Source organism: Paraconexibacter antarcticus, from assembly GCF_024220175.1.
Lineage (GTDB): Bacteria > Actinomycetota > Thermoleophilia > Solirubrobacterales > Solirubrobacteraceae > Paraconexibacter > Paraconexibacter antarcticus.
Genome location: NZ_CP098502.1, coordinates 928,339 through 947,264, shown reverse-complemented (window position 1 = coordinate 947,264; position 18,926 = coordinate 928,339). Strand labels below are relative to the sequence as shown.

General features: G+C 74.5%; 17 protein-coding genes. 6 read left to right on the top strand and 11 right to left on the bottom strand.

Annotated features, from left to right (window positions below; genetic code table 11):
- The first annotated feature begins 2 nt into the window (after positions 1-2).
- The 3 genes from NBH00_RS04625 to NBH00_RS04615 are packed head-to-tail and all read left to right on the top strand — an operon-like array spanning position 3 to position 3,561.
- Positions 3-962 carry a MaoC family dehydratase gene (locus NBH00_RS04625; RefSeq protein WP_254572180.1) on the top strand — a complete coding sequence of 320 codons (960 nt, stop codon included), beginning with the start codon at positions 3-5 and terminating at the stop codon, positions 960-962.
- A 20-nt stretch (positions 963-982) separates the two neighbouring features.
- Complete coding sequence (locus NBH00_RS04620) at positions 983-2,281, top strand: acyl-CoA dehydrogenase family protein (RefSeq protein WP_367401301.1); 1,299 nt, start codon at positions 983-985, stop codon at positions 2,279-2,281.
- Positions 2,282-2,319: 38 nt separating this feature from the next.
- The gene (locus tag NBH00_RS04615) at positions 2,320-3,561 is read left to right on the top strand and encodes an acyl-CoA dehydrogenase family protein (protein WP_254572178.1); all 1,242 of its coding nucleotides are present in this window, start codon (positions 2,320-2,322) and stop codon (positions 3,559-3,561) included.
- Between the two features lie 161 nt (positions 3,562-3,722).
- On the opposite strand, the gene NBH00_RS04610 is transcribed toward NBH00_RS04615, so the two are convergent.
- The 4 genes from NBH00_RS04610 to NBH00_RS04595 are packed head-to-tail and all read right to left on the bottom strand — an operon-like array spanning position 3,723 to position 7,027.
- A complete protein-coding gene (locus NBH00_RS04610; protein ID WP_254572177.1) occupies positions 3,723-4,220 on the bottom strand; it encodes a GNAT family N-acetyltransferase in 498 nt (165 codons plus the stop codon).
- Positions 4,217-5,782 (bottom strand): hypothetical protein, encoded by a 1,566-nt coding sequence (locus NBH00_RS04605; protein ID WP_254572176.1) that lies wholly within the window; start codon positions 5,780-5,782, stop codon positions 4,217-4,219. Before NBH00_RS04605 ends, NBH00_RS04610 begins: the two co-directional genes overlap by 4 nt.
- Entirely contained in the window at positions 5,773-6,495 is a 723-nt protein-coding gene (locus tag NBH00_RS04600; RefSeq protein WP_254572175.1) for an ABC transporter ATP-binding protein, read from the bottom strand. Before NBH00_RS04600 ends, NBH00_RS04605 begins: the two co-directional genes overlap by 10 nt.
- Positions 6,496-6,514: 19 nt before the next feature.
- Positions 6,515-7,027 (bottom strand): GNAT family N-acetyltransferase, encoded by a 513-nt coding sequence (locus NBH00_RS04595; RefSeq protein ID WP_254572174.1) that lies wholly within the window; start codon positions 7,025-7,027, stop codon positions 6,515-6,517.
- 34 nt (positions 7,028-7,061) lie between these two features.
- Between NBH00_RS04595 and NBH00_RS04590 the strand changes: the two genes are divergently transcribed.
- On the top strand, positions 7,062-8,123 hold the full coding sequence (locus NBH00_RS04590; RefSeq protein WP_254572173.1) for an esterase/lipase family protein: 1,062 nt from the start codon (positions 7,062-7,064) through the stop codon (positions 8,121-8,123).
- On the opposite strand, the gene NBH00_RS04585 is transcribed toward NBH00_RS04590, so the two are convergent.
- The gene (locus NBH00_RS04585; protein WP_254572172.1) at positions 8,059-8,868 is read right to left on the bottom strand and encodes a TVP38/TMEM64 family protein; all 810 of its coding nucleotides are present in this window, start codon (positions 8,866-8,868) and stop codon (positions 8,059-8,061) included. The genes NBH00_RS04590 and NBH00_RS04585 overlap by 65 nt on opposite strands.
- Before the next feature lie 114 nt (positions 8,869-8,982).
- On the opposite strand from NBH00_RS04585, the gene NBH00_RS04580 reads away from it, so the two are divergent.
- Positions 8,983-9,456, top strand: a complete 474-nt coding sequence (locus NBH00_RS04580) for a 6,7-dimethyl-8-ribityllumazine synthase (protein WP_254572171.1) — start codon at positions 8,983-8,985, stop codon at positions 9,454-9,456.
- Here the strand turns inward: NBH00_RS04580 and NBH00_RS04575 are convergent.
- Together NBH00_RS04575 and NBH00_RS04570 are read right to left on the bottom strand one after the other, a co-directional pair.
- Complete coding sequence (locus tag NBH00_RS04575; RefSeq protein WP_254572170.1) at positions 9,453-10,661, bottom strand: multidrug effflux MFS transporter; 1,209 nt, start codon at positions 10,659-10,661, stop codon at positions 9,453-9,455. The two genes, NBH00_RS04580 and NBH00_RS04575, sit on opposite strands and share 4 nt — an antisense overlap.
- Positions 10,662-10,745: 84 nt before the next feature.
- Positions 10,746-11,666, bottom strand: a complete 921-nt coding sequence (locus tag NBH00_RS04570) for an SDR family NAD(P)-dependent oxidoreductase (RefSeq protein WP_254572169.1) — start codon at positions 11,664-11,666, stop codon at positions 10,746-10,748.
- A gap of 70 nt (positions 11,667-11,736) precedes the next feature.
- Here NBH00_RS04570 and NBH00_RS04565 point away from each other — a divergent pair, with 70 nt between their 5' ends.
- Positions 11,737-11,928, top strand: coding sequence for a hypothetical protein (locus tag NBH00_RS04565; protein WP_254572168.1), 192 nt, complete (start codon positions 11,737-11,739; stop codon positions 11,926-11,928).
- Between the two features lie 84 nt (positions 11,929-12,012).
- On the opposite strand, the gene NBH00_RS04560 is transcribed toward NBH00_RS04565, so the two are convergent.
- The 4 genes from NBH00_RS04560 to aceE all read right to left on the bottom strand — a co-directional run bounded on the left by NBH00_RS04560 (position 12,013) and on the right by aceE (position 18,861).
- Positions 12,013-12,834: an endonuclease domain-containing protein gene (locus tag NBH00_RS04560; protein ID WP_254572167.1), complete on the bottom strand. Its 822-nt coding sequence runs from the start codon at positions 12,832-12,834 to the stop codon at positions 12,013-12,015.
- Positions 12,835-13,087: 253 nt separating this feature from the next.
- The gene (gene lpdA / locus NBH00_RS04555; RefSeq protein WP_367401284.1) at positions 13,088-14,908 is read right to left on the bottom strand and encodes a dihydrolipoyl dehydrogenase; all 1,821 of its coding nucleotides are present in this window, start codon (positions 14,906-14,908) and stop codon (positions 13,088-13,090) included.
- A complete protein-coding gene (aceF, locus tag NBH00_RS04545) occupies positions 14,909-16,237 on the bottom strand; it encodes a dihydrolipoyllysine-residue acetyltransferase (protein WP_254572166.1) in 1,329 nt (442 codons plus the stop codon).
- Positions 16,225-18,861 (bottom strand): pyruvate dehydrogenase (acetyl-transferring), homodimeric type, encoded by a 2,637-nt coding sequence (gene aceE / locus NBH00_RS04540; RefSeq protein ID WP_254572165.1) that lies wholly within the window; start codon positions 18,859-18,861, stop codon positions 16,225-16,227. Before aceE ends, aceF begins: the two co-directional genes overlap by 13 nt.
- Positions 18,862-18,926: the final 65 nt, after the last annotated feature.

Genomic DNA, 18,926 nt, shown 5'->3' with positions numbered 1-18,926 from the left:
GCATGACGACGATCAAGGAGCTCAGCGGCGAGCCGTCCATCCTCGCCGGCTACGGGAAGGCGTTCGCGTCGGCCCTGCCGGTGGTCGGGTCCCTCCCCCTGCCGATCGGGCTGCCCGGCGGCGGCGGGGACCTCCCCGACCTCGAGCTGCGCGCCCCGCTGACCACCGACCTGAACCACCTCGCGGCCTACGCGAAGGTCTGCGGCTTCACGCTGCGCGACACGCTGCCGGCGACGTACCTCAACGTCCGGGCCTTCCCGGTCCACATCGCGCTGATGACCGACGGTTCCTTCCCGTTCGGCCCCGTCGGCCTCGTGCACCTGACGAACACGATCGAGCACCGCCGCCCGGTCGGCGTGCGCGAGGAGCTCGCGCTCCGCGTCTGGGCGACCGGCCTGGACCTGCACCCGAAGGGCCGGACGGTCACGCTCCACACCGAGGTGTCGGACGCGGCCGGCGAGGTCGTGTGGACCGCGGCGTCGACGATGCTGCGGACCGGCGCGCCGAGCGGGCCCCGGGCCGAGCGCGGCCCCGACCCCGAGGTCCCCGCGTCGGTGACGTGGAGGGTCCCGGGCGACCAGGGTCGCCGCTACGCCGCCGTCTCCGGCGACCGCAACCCGATCCACCTGTACGGCCTCACGGCGAAGGCCTTCGGCTTCCCGCGGGCGATCGCCCACGGGCTGTGGACGAAGGCCCGCGCCGTCGCCGCGCTCGAGGCCCAGCTGCCCGACGCGTTCACGGTGGACGTGGAGTTCCGCAAGCCCGTCCTGCTGCCGACGACCGTGACGTTCGGGTCGGTCACGGACGCGAAGACCGGCGTGACGTCGTTCGCCGTCAAGGACCGCAGGAAGGGCTCGGCGCACCTCGTCGGGTCCGTCACGCCCCTCAAGCCCGTCAAGAAGCCGCGCGCCACCGCGCGCCGGGCGCCCAAGACCACCAAGAAGTCAGGAGCAACGTCATGACCACCGTCGCCGAACGCAGCATGGGCATCGGGCTGAAGGCCCTCCGCCAGATCGCCGCCCTCGAGGTCATCGACCGCGTCGGCCTCCGCGGTCCCGCCGAGCGCGCCCTCTACTCCGTCACGAAGAACGGCATGGGCGCCGCGGCGTCCGCCGGCCGCACGTTCACGATCGTCCGCGGCAGCGGCAAGCCCGAGCGCGCGCGCCCGGCCTCGCCGAAGGGGGTCTTCGACCTCACGCCCGACGAGGACCAGCAGATGATCGTCGAGGCGATGAAGGAGTTCGCCGCCGCCGAGCTGCGCCCCGTCGCGCTCGCGGCCGACACCGCCTGCGCCGCCCCGGCGGAGCTGCTCGCCTCCGCGAGCGAGCTCGGCCTCGCGACGCTCGGCGTCCCCGAGGAGCTCGGCGGCTCGGCCGCGGAGCGCTCGGCCGTCACCGGCGTCCTCGTCGCCGAGGCGCTCGCGCACGGCGACCTCGGCCTCGCCGTCGCGACGCTCGCGACGAGCGCCGTCCCGACCGCCCTCGGGCTGTGGGGCGACGCCGACCAGCAGGCGACGTACCTCCCGGCCTTCACGGGTGACGAGGTCGCGGTGAGCGCGCTGGCGATCCTCGAGCCGCGGCCGCTCTTCGACCCCTTCGTCCTGGAGACGAAGGCGCGCCCGGCCGACGGCGGCGGGTACGTCCTCGACGGCGTCAAGTCGCTCGTGGCCCGCGCGGCCGACGCCGAGCTCTTCCTCGTCGCCGCCGAGCTGCAGGACCGCGGCCCGGCGCTGTTCCTCGTCCCGACGAGCGGCGGCGGGGTGAGCGTCACGGCCGAGCCCGCGATGGGCGTCCGTGCCGCGGCGACCGCGACGGTCGCGTTCGACGGTGTCGTCCTCCCGGAGGCCGCGCTGCTCGGCGGCGCTGACCAGGACGTCTACGCGGAGTGCATCCACCGCGCGCGCCTCGCCTGGTGCGCGGTGGCCGTCGGCGCCTCGCAGGCCGCCCTCGACTACCTCGTCCCGTACGTCAACGAGCGGGTCGCCTTCGGCGAGCCGATCGCCAACCGGCAGGCCGTCGCCTTCACGGTGTCCGACATCGCGATCGAGACCGCCGGCATGCGCCTGGCGACGTGGCGCGCCGCGTCGCGGGCCGACGCGGGCAAGGACTTCTTCCGCGAGGCGGCCGTCGCCCGCCAGCTGTGCGTGAAGCACGGCGCGGAGATCGGGTCCTCCGCCGTCCAGCTCCTGGGCGGGCACGGCTACACGAAGGAGTACCCGGTCGAGCGCTGGTACCGGGACCTCCGCACCGCCGGCGTCTACGAGGGCGCCCTGCTCGTCTAGGGCCGCCGCTCCCATCGACTTCGAAAGCTGAGAGACACATGATCAATCTCGAGACCCCCAAGAAGTTCCAGCCCCTCATCGGGCAGGCCCACACAGTCGCGCAGGAGGTCCTGCGCCCGATCGCCCGCAAGTACGACGTCGCCGAGCACGAGCGCCCCAAGGAGCTCGACTTCCTCGCGGCGATCCTCAACGGCATGAGCGACTCCGGCGCCACGAGCGGCGCGGGCGCCGCGGGTGCCGGCAAGGGCGAGGACAAGCCCGCGAGCGGCAACGGCAACGGACACGCCGAGGGGACCCGCAACGGGTCGAACCTCTCGACCGCCCTGTCGATCATGGAGATGTGCTGGGGCGACGTCGGCCTCCTGCTGTCCATCCCCGGCCAGGGGCTCGGCAACTCGGCGATCGCCGCCGTCGCCACGCCCGAGCAGCTGAAGGAGTTCGGCGGGCGCTGGGCCGCGATGGCGATCACCGAGCCCGAGGCCGGCTCGGACTCCGCCTCGATCCGCACGACCGCCGAGTACGACGAGGCGACCGACGAGTACGTCCTCAACGGCGAGAAGATCTACGTCACCGCCGGTGAGCGGGCCGAGCTCGTCGTCGTGTGGGCATCGCTCGACCGCTCCGTCGGCCGCGCCGCGATCAAGTCGTTCATCGTCGAGCGCTCGAACCCGGGCATGAAGCTCGACCGCCTCGAGCACAAGCTCGGGATCCGGGCGAGCGACACCGCCGCGTTCATCCTCCAGGACTGCCGCGTCCCCGCGAGCGCGCTCCTCGGCTCCCCCGAGGTCGACGTGAAGAAGGGCTTCGGCGGCGTCATGCAGACGTTCGACAACACCCGCCCGCTCGTCGCCGCGATGGCCGTCGGCTGCGCGAAGGCGTGCCTGGACTTCACCCGTGAGGCGCTCGAGGAGGCCGGCGTCGCCGTCGACTACGACAAGCCGCTGCTGTCGCAGTCGGCCGCCGCGGCGAAGTTCCTCGCCATGGAGGCCGAGTACGACGCTGCGCGCCTGTTGACGATGCAGGCGGCGTGGATGGCCGACAACAAGAAGCCGAACTCCGTCCAGGCGTCGATCGCCAAGGCGAAGGCCGGCCGCACCGGCACGGACATCGCGTTCGGGTGCATCGAGCTCTGCGGCGCCCTCGGCGTCACCGAGACCGAGCTGCTCGAGAAGTGGGCCCGCGATGTGAAGATCCTCGACATCTTCGAGGGCACCCAGCAGATCCAGCTGCTCATCATCGCCCGGCAGCTGCTCGGGCGGACGAGCGCGCAGCTGAAGTAGGGGTTGGGCGCGAGCGGCGGGTCGGCGGGGCGTCCGGCGCCGCGTCCGCGTCCGCGTCCGCGCGGGGGACACACCCCCTCCGCTCCGCACGGCTCGTCCCTCGCCTTGTGCGGGAGCCGCTGCGGGGGTGTGTCCCCCGGCGCTCCCGCTGCCGCTCCCGGCTACCTGTCCCCGCCGCGCGGTGGGGTGGGGGAGCGGGGTGGCGGGGTGTCGGGTGGCGGGGTGGTTCGCTCCATCACGACGTGCGGCCCCATGGGCGGCAGGTCGAAGACGCCGGAGGTCGCGGTGAATCCGGCGCGCTCGTAGAGGCTCAGCGCCGGGGTGCGGGCGTTGCACCAGACGCGCACGGCGCCGTGGGCGGCCGCGTGGTCGAGGAGGACCGCGAGCACCGCGCTGCCCGCCCCGCGGCCGCGGGCCTCCGGGGCCGTCGCCATCCCCCGCACCCGCCACGCGGCGTCGCCGGGCGCCGCGTCGGGGTCGGGGTGGACGAAGCCGACGGCGACGAGCGCGCCGTCGTCGCCGCGGACCCCGGCGGCGAGGGCCAGCGGGTCGTCCGGCTCCGCGGCCGCGAGCTCGGCCGGCGACTGGTGCGGGCGGAGGATCGCGCGGCGCAGGTCACGCGTGTCCGCGAACGGGACGGGCCCGGCGGGGTGCCTCACTTGTCCCGCGTGGCCCGGAGGATCGCGCCGAGGAGCGTCGCCGCGACGAGCGCGAGCATGAGCGCGGGCTGCAGGCCCCGCACGCCGCCGTGGGCGACGAGCGCCGCGGGGAGGCCGGCGGTGAGCGCGCCGACGAGCGGCCACAGCAGCAGGTACCCGATGACCATGAACCCGCTCGCTCCGGTGGGGTCCGCGGTCGCCATCGAGAGGACGCTCATCGGCAGGCGGCCACCGCGGCGGGCGCTCAGCGCGGCGGCGAGCGTCGCCGGGACGGCGCCCGCCAGCGCGGCGACGACGAGGGCCCCGCCCGGGTGCAGGATGCCCCCGGCGGCCGCACAGCCGCCGGCCCCCACCGCGACGCTCAGGACGACGAGGACGAGCGGGAGCGTCACGTGCGCGAGCAGGATGTGGCCCCACGAGGCGCGCAGGAGGATGCGGGCGCGGCCGGGCTTGTCGATCTCCTCGCGCAGCGGCTCCAGGACGCGGGTGGCCGCGATGAACAGGAGCAGGCCGCCGACGAGGGCGGCGGTCACGCGGTCGGGCGTGACGAGCAGGAGGGTCGTCGCCCCCGCGCCGAGGACGAGCGCCTCGGCGACGCGCGCCGGCGTCCTGCGCAGCGCGCTCGCGCTGCGCCAGGCGAGCTGCCCGGGCAGCGAACGGCGGCGGACCCAGCGGAGGTTCGCCGTGCCGCGCGCCTGCTTGCCGTTCGAGGCGGTCTGCAGCGCCTGGCGCATCGAGCGGGTGTCGAAGGCGACGAGCGACGCGGCCGCCCCCGCGCGGGCCTCGGCGCGGCGCAGGTGGCGCTCGACCGGGCAGGTGCCGCACGCGCGCAGCGCGACGGTCGCGGCGGCGGCCGCGGTGAGGACGAGCAGGCCGAGCGCGAGCGGCCACCCGCCGCCGCGGACCGGCGCCACCGCCCAGCCCCAGGGCCCCGACCAGCGTGCGACCCGGACGACGGCGTCGTCGTGGCGGCCCGCGAGCCCGAGCGCGATCGCCGCCGCGAGCGCGAGCCACGTCAGCGGACCAAGCGTGCGCTCGAGGCGGGCGGAGGCCTGGACGCCCCAGGCCGCCGCGACGCCGATGACGCCGACGGCGGCGATCGCGGCGACGAGCCCGGCCCCGCGCGCGGCGGAGAACCCGTGGCTGTGGCCGGCGAGGCCGACGACGGCGACGCCCCCGATGAGCGCGCCCGCCAGCGCACCTTCCGCCATCGACACCGCAAGGCGGCGGGCGGCGAGCCCGCGCCGGCTGAGCGGGGCCGCGAGGAGGTGCGCGACGTCGGCGACCGCGAAGACGACCGGCCCCTGGTAGGCGCCCCAGCGGGCGGTGATGACGACGCCGAGCAGGACGATCCCCGTTCCCCACGTCGCGGTCCCGTCCGCCGACATGACCTGCGCGAGCGCGGTGTGGACCGCGTCGAAGAGGCCCGACCCGAAGATCGCGCAGACGAGGACGAAGGTGTAGACCTTCTCGGCGCGCTGGCCGAGCGAGGGGCCGGCGACCGTCGCGTCGATCCAGGCGCGGACGTCCTTCAGCCGCTGCTCGCGGGTCGTCACTGCCATCCGCGCTCCCGCGCCCGCTGGCGGACCTTCGCCCACGCACCGGTGTCGAGGACGACGCCCTCCTGGAGGACGACGGCGCGATCGGCGAGGCCGTCGGCGAACGCGAGCTGATGGGTCGTGAAGAGGACGGCGACGCCGGCCTCCTTCGCCTCCTGCAGCAGCTCGACGAGCAGCTGTTGGGACGGCGGGTCCAGGCCGACGACCGGTTCGTCGAGGACGAGCAGCTTCGCGGGGCGCACGAGGGCGCAGGCGAGGGCGGTCTTCTGGCGCATGCCGCGGGAGAGCTCGCGCGGGAGGAAGTCGCGGCGCGGCTCGAGGCCGAGGCGGTCGAGCAGCTCCGGGATGCGGACGACGAGCTCGTCGTCCGGGACGCCGTGCGCGAGGCCGACGAGCTCGAGGTGCTCGGCGATCGTCAGGTCGTCGTAGAGGAGCGGGTTGTCGGGGACGAGCGCGAGCGCGGCGCGGGCCTGCTCGCCGTCCGGCTCGACGTGCGGGTCGGCGCCGGCGATCTCGACCGTGCCGCTCGTCGGCGCGAGCATGCCGGCGATGATGCGCACCGCCGTCGACTTGCCCGAGCCGTTCGCGCCGATGAGCGCGACGCACTCGCCCGGGCGCACGTCGAGGGTCAGGCCGGCGAGCGCCTCCAGGCGGCCGTAGCTGTGGGCGATGCCGCGTGCGCGCAGCACCGTCTCTGCCGTCGTCGTCGCGCTCATCGGCGCTCGACCCTAGCGCTCAGGCCTGCAGGTCGTAGCGCCAGTCGTGGCACCGCAGCGTGAGGTCCGTCGCGGTCAGGGGGAGGTCGACCGCGCCGCGCAGCTCGAAGCCGAGGCTCCGGCACACGCCGTTGGAGCCGGCGTTGTCCACGCCGGGGTAGGCGTGGACCCAGCGCAGGCGCCGCTCGGCCCGCGCGAGGTCGAGCACCTGCGCGGTCGCCGCGCGCGCCACGCCGCGGCCCCAATGCGCGGGCAGCACCGACCACCCCGTCTCGAACACGTGGGCGCCCTGCCACTCGCGCTCCCAGTAGCCGACCCAGCCGATACCCGCACCGGAGGCGACGTCGACGACGCGCATGACCGGGTCGCCCGACGCGAGGTAGCGGGCGTGGCGGGCCTCGATCTGCTCGACGGTGTCGGGGCCGCCGAGGTGCTCCATCATCGCCGGGTCGCCCATCAGGCCGTGGAGCAGCGGGAGGTCGCCCTCGCCCCAGGGCTCGATGCGGACGTCGGCGCGCGCAGACGGGGCCATGGTGCCGAGGGTAGCCGCGGATAGGCTCGTGCCCATGTCCCGCCGCGCCGCCGCCGTCCTGCTCACCGCCGCCGCCTTCCTCGTGGCGTGCGTCCTCACCGCCGCCCCGGCGTCGGCCGTCACCTACGCGCCGGTGAGCCGGCCGGGCCCGGCGCTGAGGGTCCCGAAGGCGCTGCTCGCCGCGTCGCTCACGTGCGGCGGAGCGGTCGACCACGCGACGCGCGAGCCGGTGCTCCTCCTCCCCGGGACGGCGACGACGCCGCGCACCGACTTCGGCTGGAACTACGAGCCGGCGCTCACCGCGGCGGGGATCCCGTGGTGCGCGGTGACGCTGCCGCACAGCTCGCTCGGCGACATCCAGGTCGCGGGCGAGTACGTCGTGAACGGCATCCGCCGGCTGCACGCGCGCAGCGGCCGCCGCATCGGGATCATCGGGCACAGCCAGGGCGGCATGATCGGCCGCTGGGCGCTGCGCTGGTGGCCCGACACCCGGCCGATGGTCGCCGACCTCATCGGCAACGCCCCGTCGAACCACGGCACGATCGACGCGCAGGCCTTCGGGGTGGAGTGCGCGACGGTCGGCTGCTCAGCGGCGATCCTGCAGCAGCGCGACACCGCGGCCTTCATCAAGGCGCTGAACTCGCGCCAGGAGACGTTCGCGGGGATCGACTACACCGTGAACTACTCCGCGTACGACGAGATCGTCGTCCCGAACACCGGCGCGCGGCTCACCGGGCCCGGCCGGATCGCGAACACGCGGATCCAGGACGTCTGCCCGGGCGACCTCGCGGAGCACCTCGCCATCGGCACCTACGACAACACGGCGTGGGCGCTCGCGCTCGACGCGCTGACCCACGACGGGCCGGCCGACCCGGCCCGCCTGAACCGGACGGCGGTCTGCGCGGATCCGCTCATGCCCGGCGTCGACCGCGCGTCCTTCCTCGCGGACTACGGCTCGGCGGCCGCCGCGCTCGGGGCGGCGATCGCGGGTGAGCACGGCGTCCGCGCCGAGCCCGCGCTCGCCTGTTACGTCACCGCGTCGTGCCCGCGCCGGGCGCGCCCGCGTCCCGCGCGTCGTCCCCACCGCGGCGGCTGACCCGTGAGATGCGGTGGACGACGACCGCCGCGATGAGGACGGGGACGACCGCGAGCCACACGACGGGGTCGCTCAGCGAGAACGAGCGTAGGCGCGTGCCGACGGCGATCACGACGAGCGAGATCGGGATGTTGCCGACGAGCGACGTCCACGCGAATGTGAGGAACGGGACCCGCGCCGCACCGGCGACGTAGCCGACGAGGCTGTAGGGGACGACCGGGATGAGGCGGGCGGCGAGGAGGGCACCGGCCCCGCCCCGCGCGACGGCGGCCTCGGCGCGCTCGAGCCGGTGACCCCCCGCAAGGCTGCGCAGTAGCGGGCGGCCGGCGTGCTGCCCGATCCAGTAGCTCGCGACGCCGGACAGCAGCCAGCCGCCGAGGACGATCGGGATCGCGGGCAGGAAGCCGTAGACGTAGCCGGCGGTCCCGCTGACGAGCTCGGCCGGGAAGAAGACGACGGCGTGGACGAGCATGACGGCGACGAGCACGAGGACGCCGACGGCGCCGAGGTCGCGGAGCTGGCGCCGCAGCAGCTCGCCGTCGCCGTGCAGGGCGTGGCTCGCCGCCTCGCGCAGGGCCGGGATCGCGAGGATGACGAGCGCCGCGAGCACGAGGGCGGCGACGGTCAGGCCGAGGCCGAGCCAGCCGGCGTCGCCCGAGCGGCCGGGGACGACCGCGGGCGCGGGCGCGGCGCCGCCGGGTGCGGCCGCGGGCTCGGGACGCGGATCGGCGACGGGGTCGGGCACCGCCTGCGAGCGTAGCGACGGGCCCGAGCCGTCTGCCGCAGCTCGTGTGAACGACCGCGGGGACCGACCGCGCAGCCGGGCCGCCGGCCCGGGTTATGGGAAGATCCGCGGGCCATGAGCACCCCGAGCACCAGCCCCCGCGTCGCCTTCATCCGTGCCCGCTGGCACGCCGACATCGTCGACCGCGCCGAGGAGTCCTTCCGCGCCGAGATCGGCCGGCTCACCGACGGCGGGGCGACCGTCGACGTCTTCGACGTGCCGGGCGCGCTCGAGATCCCGCTCCACGCGAAGGCGCTCGCGCGGAGCGGCCGCTACGACGCGCTCGTCGGCTGCGCGCTCGTCGTCGACGGCGGCATCTACCGGCACGAGTTCGTGGCCGGCGCGGTTCTCGACGGCCTCATGGCGGTCCAGCTCGAGACCGAGGTCCCGTTCTTCTCGCTCGTCCTCACCCCGCACCACTTCCACGAGGCCGAGGAGCACCGCAGCTTCTTCTCGGACCACTTCATCGTGAAGGGGCGCGAGGCGGCGAGCGCCTGCGTGCAGACGCTCGCGGCGCGCGCGGCGCTGCCGGCGGCCGCGACGGCCTAACCCGCCGCGCGGACCGCGGCGGCGGTCACCCGCCGCGGCAGCAGCACCGTCAGCGCGAGGAGCGACCCGAGCGCGGCCGTCGCGATGACGACCGCCATCGGAACGCCGTGCCGCAACCCGGCGACGCCGACGAGCGGCGCCGCGAGCGCGCCGAACGAGTACTGGCTGAGGCCCAGGAGCGCCGACGCGCTGCCCGCGGTCCGGGGGTGCCCGGCCATCCCGACGGCGGCGGCGTTGGGGAGGATGAGCCCGATCGAGGCGACGACGAGGAAGAGGCAGACGAGCACGGCGGCGAGGCCGGCGTGGGCGATGCTCACGACGAGCAGCCCGACGGCGCCGGCGGCCGCCGCCCGCACCCCGACGGTCAGCAGCCGGGCGGGCGCGACCCGGCCGACGAGCCGCCCGCTCGTCTGGCTGCCGAGCAGGATGCCGAAGGCGTTGAGGGCGAACAGCGCGCTGAAGGTCTGCGGGGAGACGCCGTACACCTCCTGCAGCACGAACGGCGACCCCGCGATGTAGGCGAACATCGCCGCGAACGACAGGCCGCAGGCGAGCGTGCAGGCGAGGAACGTCCGCTCGTGCAGCAGGTCGGCGAAGACCGCGGTCGTCTCGCGCACGCCGCCCGTCCGGCGCCGCTCGGGGGCGTGGGTCTCGGGGAGGGCGCGGGCCGTCGCCGCGGCGAGGGCGAGGCCGATCACGGCGAGGACGCCGAAGACGCCGCGCCAGTCGGTGAGGCGCAGGACCTGCCCGCCGAGGACGGGCGCGAGGATCGGGGCGAGGCCGCTGACGAGCATGAGGCGGGCGAAGGCGCGCGCGGCCGCGTCCCCCTCCGCGACGTCGCGGACGACCGCCCGCGCGATGACGATCCCCGCGGCGCCCGCGACGCCCTGCACGTAGCGCAGGAGCGTGAGGGCGAGGACCGACGGCGCGAGCGCGCAGAGCGCCGACGCCGCCGCGTAGGCGAGCAGGCCGAGGAGGAGGGGACGGCGGCGGCCGTGGGTGTCGCTCAGCGGCCCGACGAGCAGCTGGCCCGTCGCGAGGCCGGCGAGGCATGCGGTGAGCGTCAGCTGCGCGGCCGACGTCGACGCCCCGAGGTCGTCCGCCATCGCGGGCAGGCCGGGGAGGTACATGTCCATCGAGAGCGGCCCGAACGTCGACAGGCACCCGAGGAGCAGCAGGAGGTGGCGGGGGTGGCCGTCGCTCACCGGGCCCAACCTAGCGGCGGGGCGCGCCCGGGCCATCGCGGGGCGCGGCCGGGGCGCGCCCGGGCCGTCGCGGTGGACCGGCGGTCAGTCGTCGCCGCGGGCCGCGCGGGAGTCGCGCGAGGAGGCGAAGCCGCGGTGGCGCAGCCAGTCGGTGACGCCCGGCGCGAAGACGTCCGCGACGTTCATCGCCTGGCCGACCGGCGGCGTGAGGCGGCGCGGGCGCTCGACGATCGCGCGGGTGAGGTAGCCGGCGGCCTCGTCGGCGCTGATGGCGGGCACGCCGCGGTAGGCGCCGGTCGGGGCGATCATCGGGGTCCGGACGAGCGGCATGTGGATCGTCGTCACGCGGATGTCCTCGCCGAGGACCTCGGCCTGGAGGCTGTCGCCGAACGCGTCGAGCGCCGCCTTGGAGGCGACGTAGGCGCTGAACCGCGGGACGCGCGTCAGGACGCCGAGGGTCGAGACGTTGATGATGTGCCCGTGGCGGCGCTCCTGCATCGCCGGGAGCAGCCCGAGGGTCAGGCGGACGGCGGCGAAGTAGTTCAGCTGCATCGTCCGCTCGTAGTCGTGGAAGCGGGTCGTCGAGTTCGCGACGGACCGGCGGATCGACCGGCCCGCGTTGTTGACGAGGATGTCGATGTGGCCGTGGCGGGCGAGCGCGTCTGAGGCGAGCGCGTCGATCGCCTCGAGGTCCGCGAGGTCGACCGGGTGCACGCTCGCGTGGCCGCCGGCGGCCTCGACCGCGGCGGCGACGTCCTCGAGCTTGGACTGCGTGCGGGCGGCGAGGGCGACGGTCCCCCCGGCGGCGCCGATGGCGCGGGCGGTCGCCTCGCCGATGCCGGACGAGGCGCCGGTGACGAGCGTCACGCGGCCGGTGATCGCCCTGTCGAGCGGCCAGCTCCCGAGGGTGCGGCCGCCGGTGCCGACGGGGCGCATGACGAGGCGGTTGGCGAGCCCGGCGGAGTCGGCCGCAAGGCGCTGCAGGGCACGGGACGAGGAGGCCATGCGCCAGATGTTACGCCTCCGTAGCTCACCCGTGTTTCGACCGTCCGCCGTCAGGGGAACAGTGGTTCTCATGCCGTGGTTCGAGGTCATCCCCCTCGTCGTCGCCGTCATCTGCCTCATCGACGCCGTGCTCGTCACCGGGCTCTACGTCACCGTCCGCCGCAACGAGCGGCGGTCGCGGGCGCGCGGCAGGGTCGTGCAGCTGTGGCCGGCCCCGGGCCGCGACGCGCTCGGGCGCGCGCGCCGCGTGCCCCAGCCGTAGCCGGTCGCTGGTCGCGGCCGGGCCGGGCCGAGGGGCGCCGCGGCGAGGTGTGTCCGCGCAGCGCGCCTCCGGCGACGTGGGCGGTCACACCCGCCGGGCGAGCAGCACGCGGAGGTCGCGCAGCACCCGCTGCGGGTGGTGCATCACGTCCTGCCACGTGAACCGCGGCGTCGCGAAGCCGAGCTTCTGCAGTTCGCGGTCACGCTCGCGGTCGGTCGCGAACCGGAGCGAGCGGTCGTGGCTGTCGCGGCCGTCGAGCTCCATCGCGACGCGAGGCCCACGGAACACGACGTCCACGCGGATCATGCGGCCGCTACCGAGGGTGACGGGGCCGTTGACCTCGTGTGGCGGGAGGTCCGCCTGCCCGCCGAGCAGCGCGCTGAAGCGCTCGAGCAGGCTGAGGTACTCCGCCTCCGGGATCGTGTCGTAGGGGACGAGCGCGCGGCGGAGCTTCGCGATGCCGTCGCGGCCGCGGGCCGCGCGCAGCGCCGCGTCGAGCCGCGGGAGGTCGAGGAGGCCGCGGCGCTCGAGCCCGTCGAGGACGGACTGCAGCTCGGCGACCGACGCTCGCGCGGCGAGGTCCGTGAGCGTCCGCGGCCACCAGGCGAAGCGCAGGCCGGCGGCGTCGGTGTAGATGTCCGCCGGGTCGAGCGCTCGGGTGCGGAGGACGTCGACGCCGTCGAGGGTGAGCGGACCACCGCGGACGAGCACCTGCGGGCGCGCCGGCCACGCGGCGGCTCCGACGACCGCGGCGGCGGACCAGCCGCCGAGGCCGCCACGGTCCCCCACCGCGAGGGCGGCAAGCCAGGACTCGCCGTACGGCGCGAGCCGGCGGTGCGGGCCGAGGGCGTAGACGGCGCGGTGGCGGCGATGGAGGTCGCCGCGGGCCACGCGGGTCTCGACCATGGACGGTGTCAGCCCGGCGCAGCGCAGCTGCGAGACGCCGATGGCCCCACCCTGACGCCCGGCCGTCGCGGCGGCCTTCGTGCAAGCCGTGACCGCCCGCCGGCGAGGTGTGTCCGCTGAGCCCGGCTGAGTCGACCTGGGAGGACACACCCCGCCAGGGTGCCGCACCCCGCTGCGACGGATCTACCCGCGAGGTGTGCCGATTCTGCGCGGCGGGCCGGCGGCCGCGCGGGCCGGCGGCCGCGCAGGCGCCTCAGCTGCGCTTCCGCGGCTGCGGGAGGTCCGTGATCGTCCCCTCGATGAGGTCGGCGGCGAGGCCCATCGTCTCCGAGAGGGTCGGGTGCGGGTGGACGGTGAGGGCGAGATCGCCGGCGACGGCGCCCATCTCGAGCGCGAGGACGGCCTCGGCGATGAGGTCGCCCGCGTGCACGCCGACGGCGCCCGCGCCGAGGATGCGGTGGGTCTCCGGCTCGACGAGGAGCTTCGTCGTCCCCTCGCTGCGCCCGAGCGACAGCGCACGCCCGGACGCGGCCCACGGGAACGACGCCACCTCGTAGGCGATGCCCTGGGCCTTCGCCTCGGTCTCGGTGAGGCCGGTCCAGGCGACCTCGGGGTCCGTGTACGCGACGGACGGGATCGTCCTCGCGTCGAAGACGACGTCCTCCCCCGCGATGACCTCGGCCGCGACCTTGCCCTCGTGGATCGCCTTGTGGGCGAGCATCGGGCCGGGCACGAGGTCGCCGATCGCGGAGATGTGGGGGACGTTCGTCCGCAGTCGCGCGTCGACCGGGATGAAGCCGCGGGCGTCCACCTCGATGCCGGCGGCGTCGGCGTTCAGCCGCCCGCCGTTGGGGCGCCGGCCGACCGCGACGATGACGCGGTCGAAGGTCGTCGTGTCCGGGGTCTCCTGGCCGGCGAAGCGGACGTGCAGGCCGTCCTCCTCGGCCGCGATCGCCTCGACGCGGGTGCCGAGGTGGATGCCCGCGTAGCGCTCCTTGACCCGCTTCTGCAGCGGGCGGACGAGGTCGGGGTCGGCGCCGGGGAGGAGCGCGTCGGCGAGCTCCACGACGGTGACGGACGAGCCGAGCGCGTCGTAGACGCAGGCCATCTCCAGGCCGATGATGCCACCGCCGACGATGAGCAGCCTCGCCGGGATGTCGCGGAGCTCGAGCGCCCCGGTCGAGTCCATGATGCGCTCGTCGTCCGGGAGGTCGGGGAGCGCGACGGCCTCGGACCCCGCCGCGACGATGCACTGCTGGAAGGCGACGGTCTGCACGCCGTCGTCGGTGACGACCTCGAGCTGGTGCGGCCCGGCGAACGTCGCGCGGCCCTGGAGCGTGCGGACCTTGCGCTGCTTCGCCATGCCGGACAGGCCGCCGACGAGCTTGCCGACGACACCGTCCTTGAACTCGCGCAGCGCGTCGAGGTCGATCTCGGGCGCCGCGAAGGCGACGCCGTGGGCGCCGGAGTCCTCGGCGTCGGTGATGAGCTTCGCCACGTGCAGGAGCGCCTTGGACGGGATGCACCCGACGTTCAGGCAGACGCCGCCGAGCTTCTCGTAGCGCTCGATCATCAGCACGTCGAGCCCGAGATCCGCCGCGCGGAACGCCGCCGTGTAGCCGCCGGGCCCCGAGCCCAGCACCACGAGCTGCGCCGTGTGGTCGGAGTCGGGGAGGTCGGCGGGGGCCGGGGACGGAGCGGGAGCGTTCGGCACCCCCTCCGGAGCGGCTCCCGTGACCGGAACCCGCCCGCCCGAGCGAGTCGGAGCGGAGGAGGACGTCACCGGCGCGGACGCGGAGCCGGCGGCGTCGGAGTCTTCGCCGTCCCCCGCCTCGACCTCCAGCGTCAGCAGCGCCACCCCCTCCTTCACGCCGTCCCCCACCTTCACGAGGATCTCGACGACCTTGCCCGCCGCGGGCGACGGGACCTCCATCGTCGCCTTCTCGGACTCGAGGACGACGAGCGAGTCCTCCGGGGCGACGACGTCGCCGGGCGCGACGAGGATCTCGACGATCGGGACGTCGTCGAAGTCCCCGATGTCGGGGACGGGGACCGTGATCGTGGTCGTGGCCATCTAGAGGAGCACCCGCCGCAGGTCGGTGAGGGTCTGGCAGAGGTGGACGACGAACCGCGCGGCGAGGGCGCCGTCGATGACGCGGTGGTCGTACGAGAGCGACAGCGGGACCATGAGCCGCGGCTGGAAGGCGCTGCCGTCCCAGACCGGTTTCATGGCGCTGCGGGTGACGCCGAGGATCGCGACCTCGGGGGCGTTGACGATCGGCGAGAACGACGTGCCGCCGATGCCGCCGAGCGACGAGATCGTAAAGGTCGAGCCCGTCATCTCCTTCGGGCCGAGCTTGCCCGCCCGGGCCTTGCCCGAGAGCTCGGTGAGCTCCCGCGCGACGTTGAGGATCCCCTTCTGGTCGACGTCGCGGATGACCGGGACGACGAGCCCGTTCGGCGTGTCCGCCGCGAACCCGAGGTGGTAGTAGCGCTTGAGGATCAGCCCGTCGCCGTCGAGCGACGAGTTCAGCCGCGGGTAGGCCTTCAGCGAGGCGACGCAGGCCTTCAGCAGCAGGGCGACCATCGTCACCTTCGCGCCCGCCTCCCCCTGCTTCGCCTGCTCGGCGTTGATCTCCTTGCGGAACGCCTCGAGGTCGGTGATGTCCGCCTCGTCGTTGTGCGTGACGTGCGGGATCGCGACCCAGTTGCGGTGCAGGTTGGCCGCCGACAGCTTCTGGATCCGCGTCAGCTCGACCCGCTCGACCGGCCCCTGCTTGGCGAAGTCCGGCGTCGGCCACGGCGCGAGCGGGAAGCCGAGGATCGAGGTGGCGTCGCCGGCCGGCACGCCCCCGGGCACGATCGGCTTCGCGGTGTCGGCGGCGGCCCGCAGGTCGCTCGCCTGGATGCGCCCGCCGCGGCCCGTGCCGGTGACGGACGTGAGGTCGATGCCGAGCTCGCGGGCGCGGCGGCGCACCATCGGCGAGGCGTAGACCGGCGCGCCGGGAGGGGCGGCGGGGGCGGCGGGCGCGGGTGACGCGGCCGGAGGCGCGGGCGCCCCGCCGAGGTCCGCGGGCGGCGCGTCCGGCACCTCGACGTGGTCGGGCAGCTCCTGCGCCGGGGCGACACCGAGGTCGTCCTCCGTGTTCGACGGCGCGGCCTCCCCCTCCTCGACGGTGAGGATGAGCGACCCCTCCTTCACCGTGTCGCCGATCTTCACGTCGATGGACGCGACCCGGCCCGCGACCGGCGAGGGCACGTCCATCGTCGCCTTGTCGGACTCGAGCGTCACGAGCGGGTCCTCGATCGAGACGGTGTCGCCGATCTCGACGAGGATCTCGATGACGGGGATGTCGTCGAAGTCGCCGATGTCCGGCACCTCGACCTTCGTCACCTGCGCCACGGTGCCACCGCCTCGGGATCGATGTCGTATGCGGAGATCGCCTGGGCGGCGTCCTCGCGGCGGCCGAGCGCGTGGAGCGCCGCGACCACCACGTGGCGCCGGTCGACCTCGAAGAAGGAGCGCAGGGCCCTGCGGTAGTCGCTGCGACCGAAGCCGTCCGTGCCGAGCACGGTGTAGGGCGCGTCGACGTACGGCCGGATCTGATCGGCGAACGCCCGCATGTAGTCGCTCGCGGCGACGACGGGGGCGTCCCCGGGCAGCGTCGTCCCGACGTGCGAGACGCGCGGCGGCTCGGTCGGGTGCAGCCGGTTCCAGCGCTCGGTCGCCATCCCGTCGCGGCGCAGCTCGTTGAAGGACGTGGCGCTGAAGACGTCCGCGTCGATGCCGTGGTCCTCCTTCAGCACGGCGGCGGCCGCCTCGACCTCGCGGAGGATCGTGCCCGAGCCGAGCAGCCGGATCGCCCCGTTCCCGTCCCCGGCGATCCGGTGCAGGCCCTTGAGGATGTCCGCCTCCGCGCCCTCGGGCATCGGGGGCTGGACGTAGTTCTCGTTCATGACCGTGAGGTAGAAGAAGACGTCCTCGTGCTCGGCGACCATCCGCCGCAGCCCGTCCTGGACGATGACGGCGACCTCGTAGCCGTAGGTCGGGTCGTACGCCACGCAGTTGGGGATCGTCGAGGCGAGCAGGTGCGAGTGGCCGTCCTCGTGCTGCAGGCCCTCGCCGTTTAGCGTCGTGCGTCCCGCCGTCCCGCCGATGAGGAAGCCGCGGGCCCGCGAGTCGCCCGCCGCGTAGGCGAGGTCCCCGACCCGCTGGAACCCGAACATCGAGTAGTAGATGTAGAAGGGGATCATCGCGACGCCGTGGTTCGCGTACGAGGTCGCGGCGGCGATCCACGAGGACATCGCGCCGGGCTCGTTGATGCCCTCCTGGAGGATCTGGCCGTGCTTGTCCTCCCGGTAGAACATGAGCTGCTCGGAGTCCTCCGGCGAGTAGAGCTGACCCACCTGGCTGAAGATCCCGAGCTGGCGGAACATGCCCTCCATGCCGAACGTCCGTGACTCGTCCGGCACGATCGGGACGACGCGGCGGCCGAGCTGCTTGTCGCGCACGAGCGTCGCGAGCACGCGGACGAAGGCCATCGTCGTGGAGATCTCCCGCTCGCCAGAGCCCTCGAGCTGCCCGTGGAAGGCCGACAGCTCAGGGACGGGCAGCACCTCGGTGGTCGGCCGGCGCTGGGGCAGGTAGCCGCCGAGTGCCTTGCGGTGCTCCTGCAGGTAGACCATCGCCGGGTCGTCGTCGGACGGCTTGACGAACGCGGTGTCGTCGATCCGCTCGTCGGTGATCGGCAGGTCGAACCGCGTGCGGAACGCGCGGATCGAGTCGCGCGTCATCTTCTTCTGCTGGTGGGTGATGTTCTGGCCCTCGCCGGAGGTCCCCATCCCGTAGCCCTTGATCGTCTTCGCGAGGATGACCGTCGGCTGGCCGGAGTGCTTGGAGGCGGCGGCGTAGGCGGCGTACACCTTCTGCGGGTCGTGGCCGCCGCGGTTGAGCGCCCACACCTCCTCGTCGCTCATGTGCTCGACCATCTTCAACAGCTGCGGGTCCTTCCCGAAGAAGTGCTCGCGGACGTAGGCGCCGTTGCGGGACTTGTACGTCTGGTAGTCGCCGTCGACGGCCTCCTCCATGCGGCGGACAAGGCGCCCGTCGGTGTCGGCGGCCAGCAGCGGGTCCCACTTGGAGCCCCAGATGACCTTGATGACGTTCCACCCCGCGCCGCGGAAGTTCGTCTCGAGCTCCTGGATGATCTTGCCGTTGCCGCGCACCGGGCCGTCGAGCCGCTGCAGGTTGCAGTTGATGACGAAGATGAGGTTGTCGAGCTTCTCGCGCCCGGCGAGGGAGATCGCGCCCATCGACTCGGGCTCGTCCATCTCGCCGTCGCCCATGAAGGCCCAGACCTTGCGGCCCGACGGCCTGCCGAGGTCGCGGCCCTTGAGGTACTTCATGAACCGCGCCTGGTAGATCGCCATGAGCGGGCCGAGGCCCATCGAGACGGTCGGGAACTGCCAGAAGCCCGGCATGAGCCACGGGTGCGGATAGCTGCTCAGCCCGGGCTTGCCCGCGTCGGTCTCCCGGCGGAAGCGGCGCAGCTGCTCCTCGTCGAAGCGGCCCTCGAGGAAGGCGCGGGCGTAGATGCCGGGCGAGGAGTGGCCCTGGATGTAGACGAGGTCGCCGCCGCCGTTCTCGTCGGTCGGGGCACGCCAGAAGTGGTTGAAGCCGGTCTCGTAGAGGACCGCCGCGGACTGGAAGGAGGCGATGTGGCCGCCGAGCTCGGAGGACTCCTTGTTCGCCTGCAGCACGAGCTCCATCGCGTTCCAGCGGACGAGGGAGCGCAGCGCCCGCTCGACGGCCGGGTCGCCCGGGAGCTGCTCCTCCTGGTCGACGGCGATCGTGTTGACGTAGGGCGTGGGCCCCTCCGTGTGGGGGTGGGCGCCGAGGCGGGAGGAGAGCGCGAGCAGGTGGTCGAGGATCTCGCGGGCCCGGTCGGGGCCGCTCTCGCGGGCGACCGCGTCGAGCGCCTCGAGCCATTCGCGGGTCTCTTGCGGGTCTACGTCACTGGGGGTCATGCAGGCTCCGGCGGCCGGGGAGGGGTGATCGGCGTCGCCTCCGTCCTACCAGCTTGCCCCGGCCC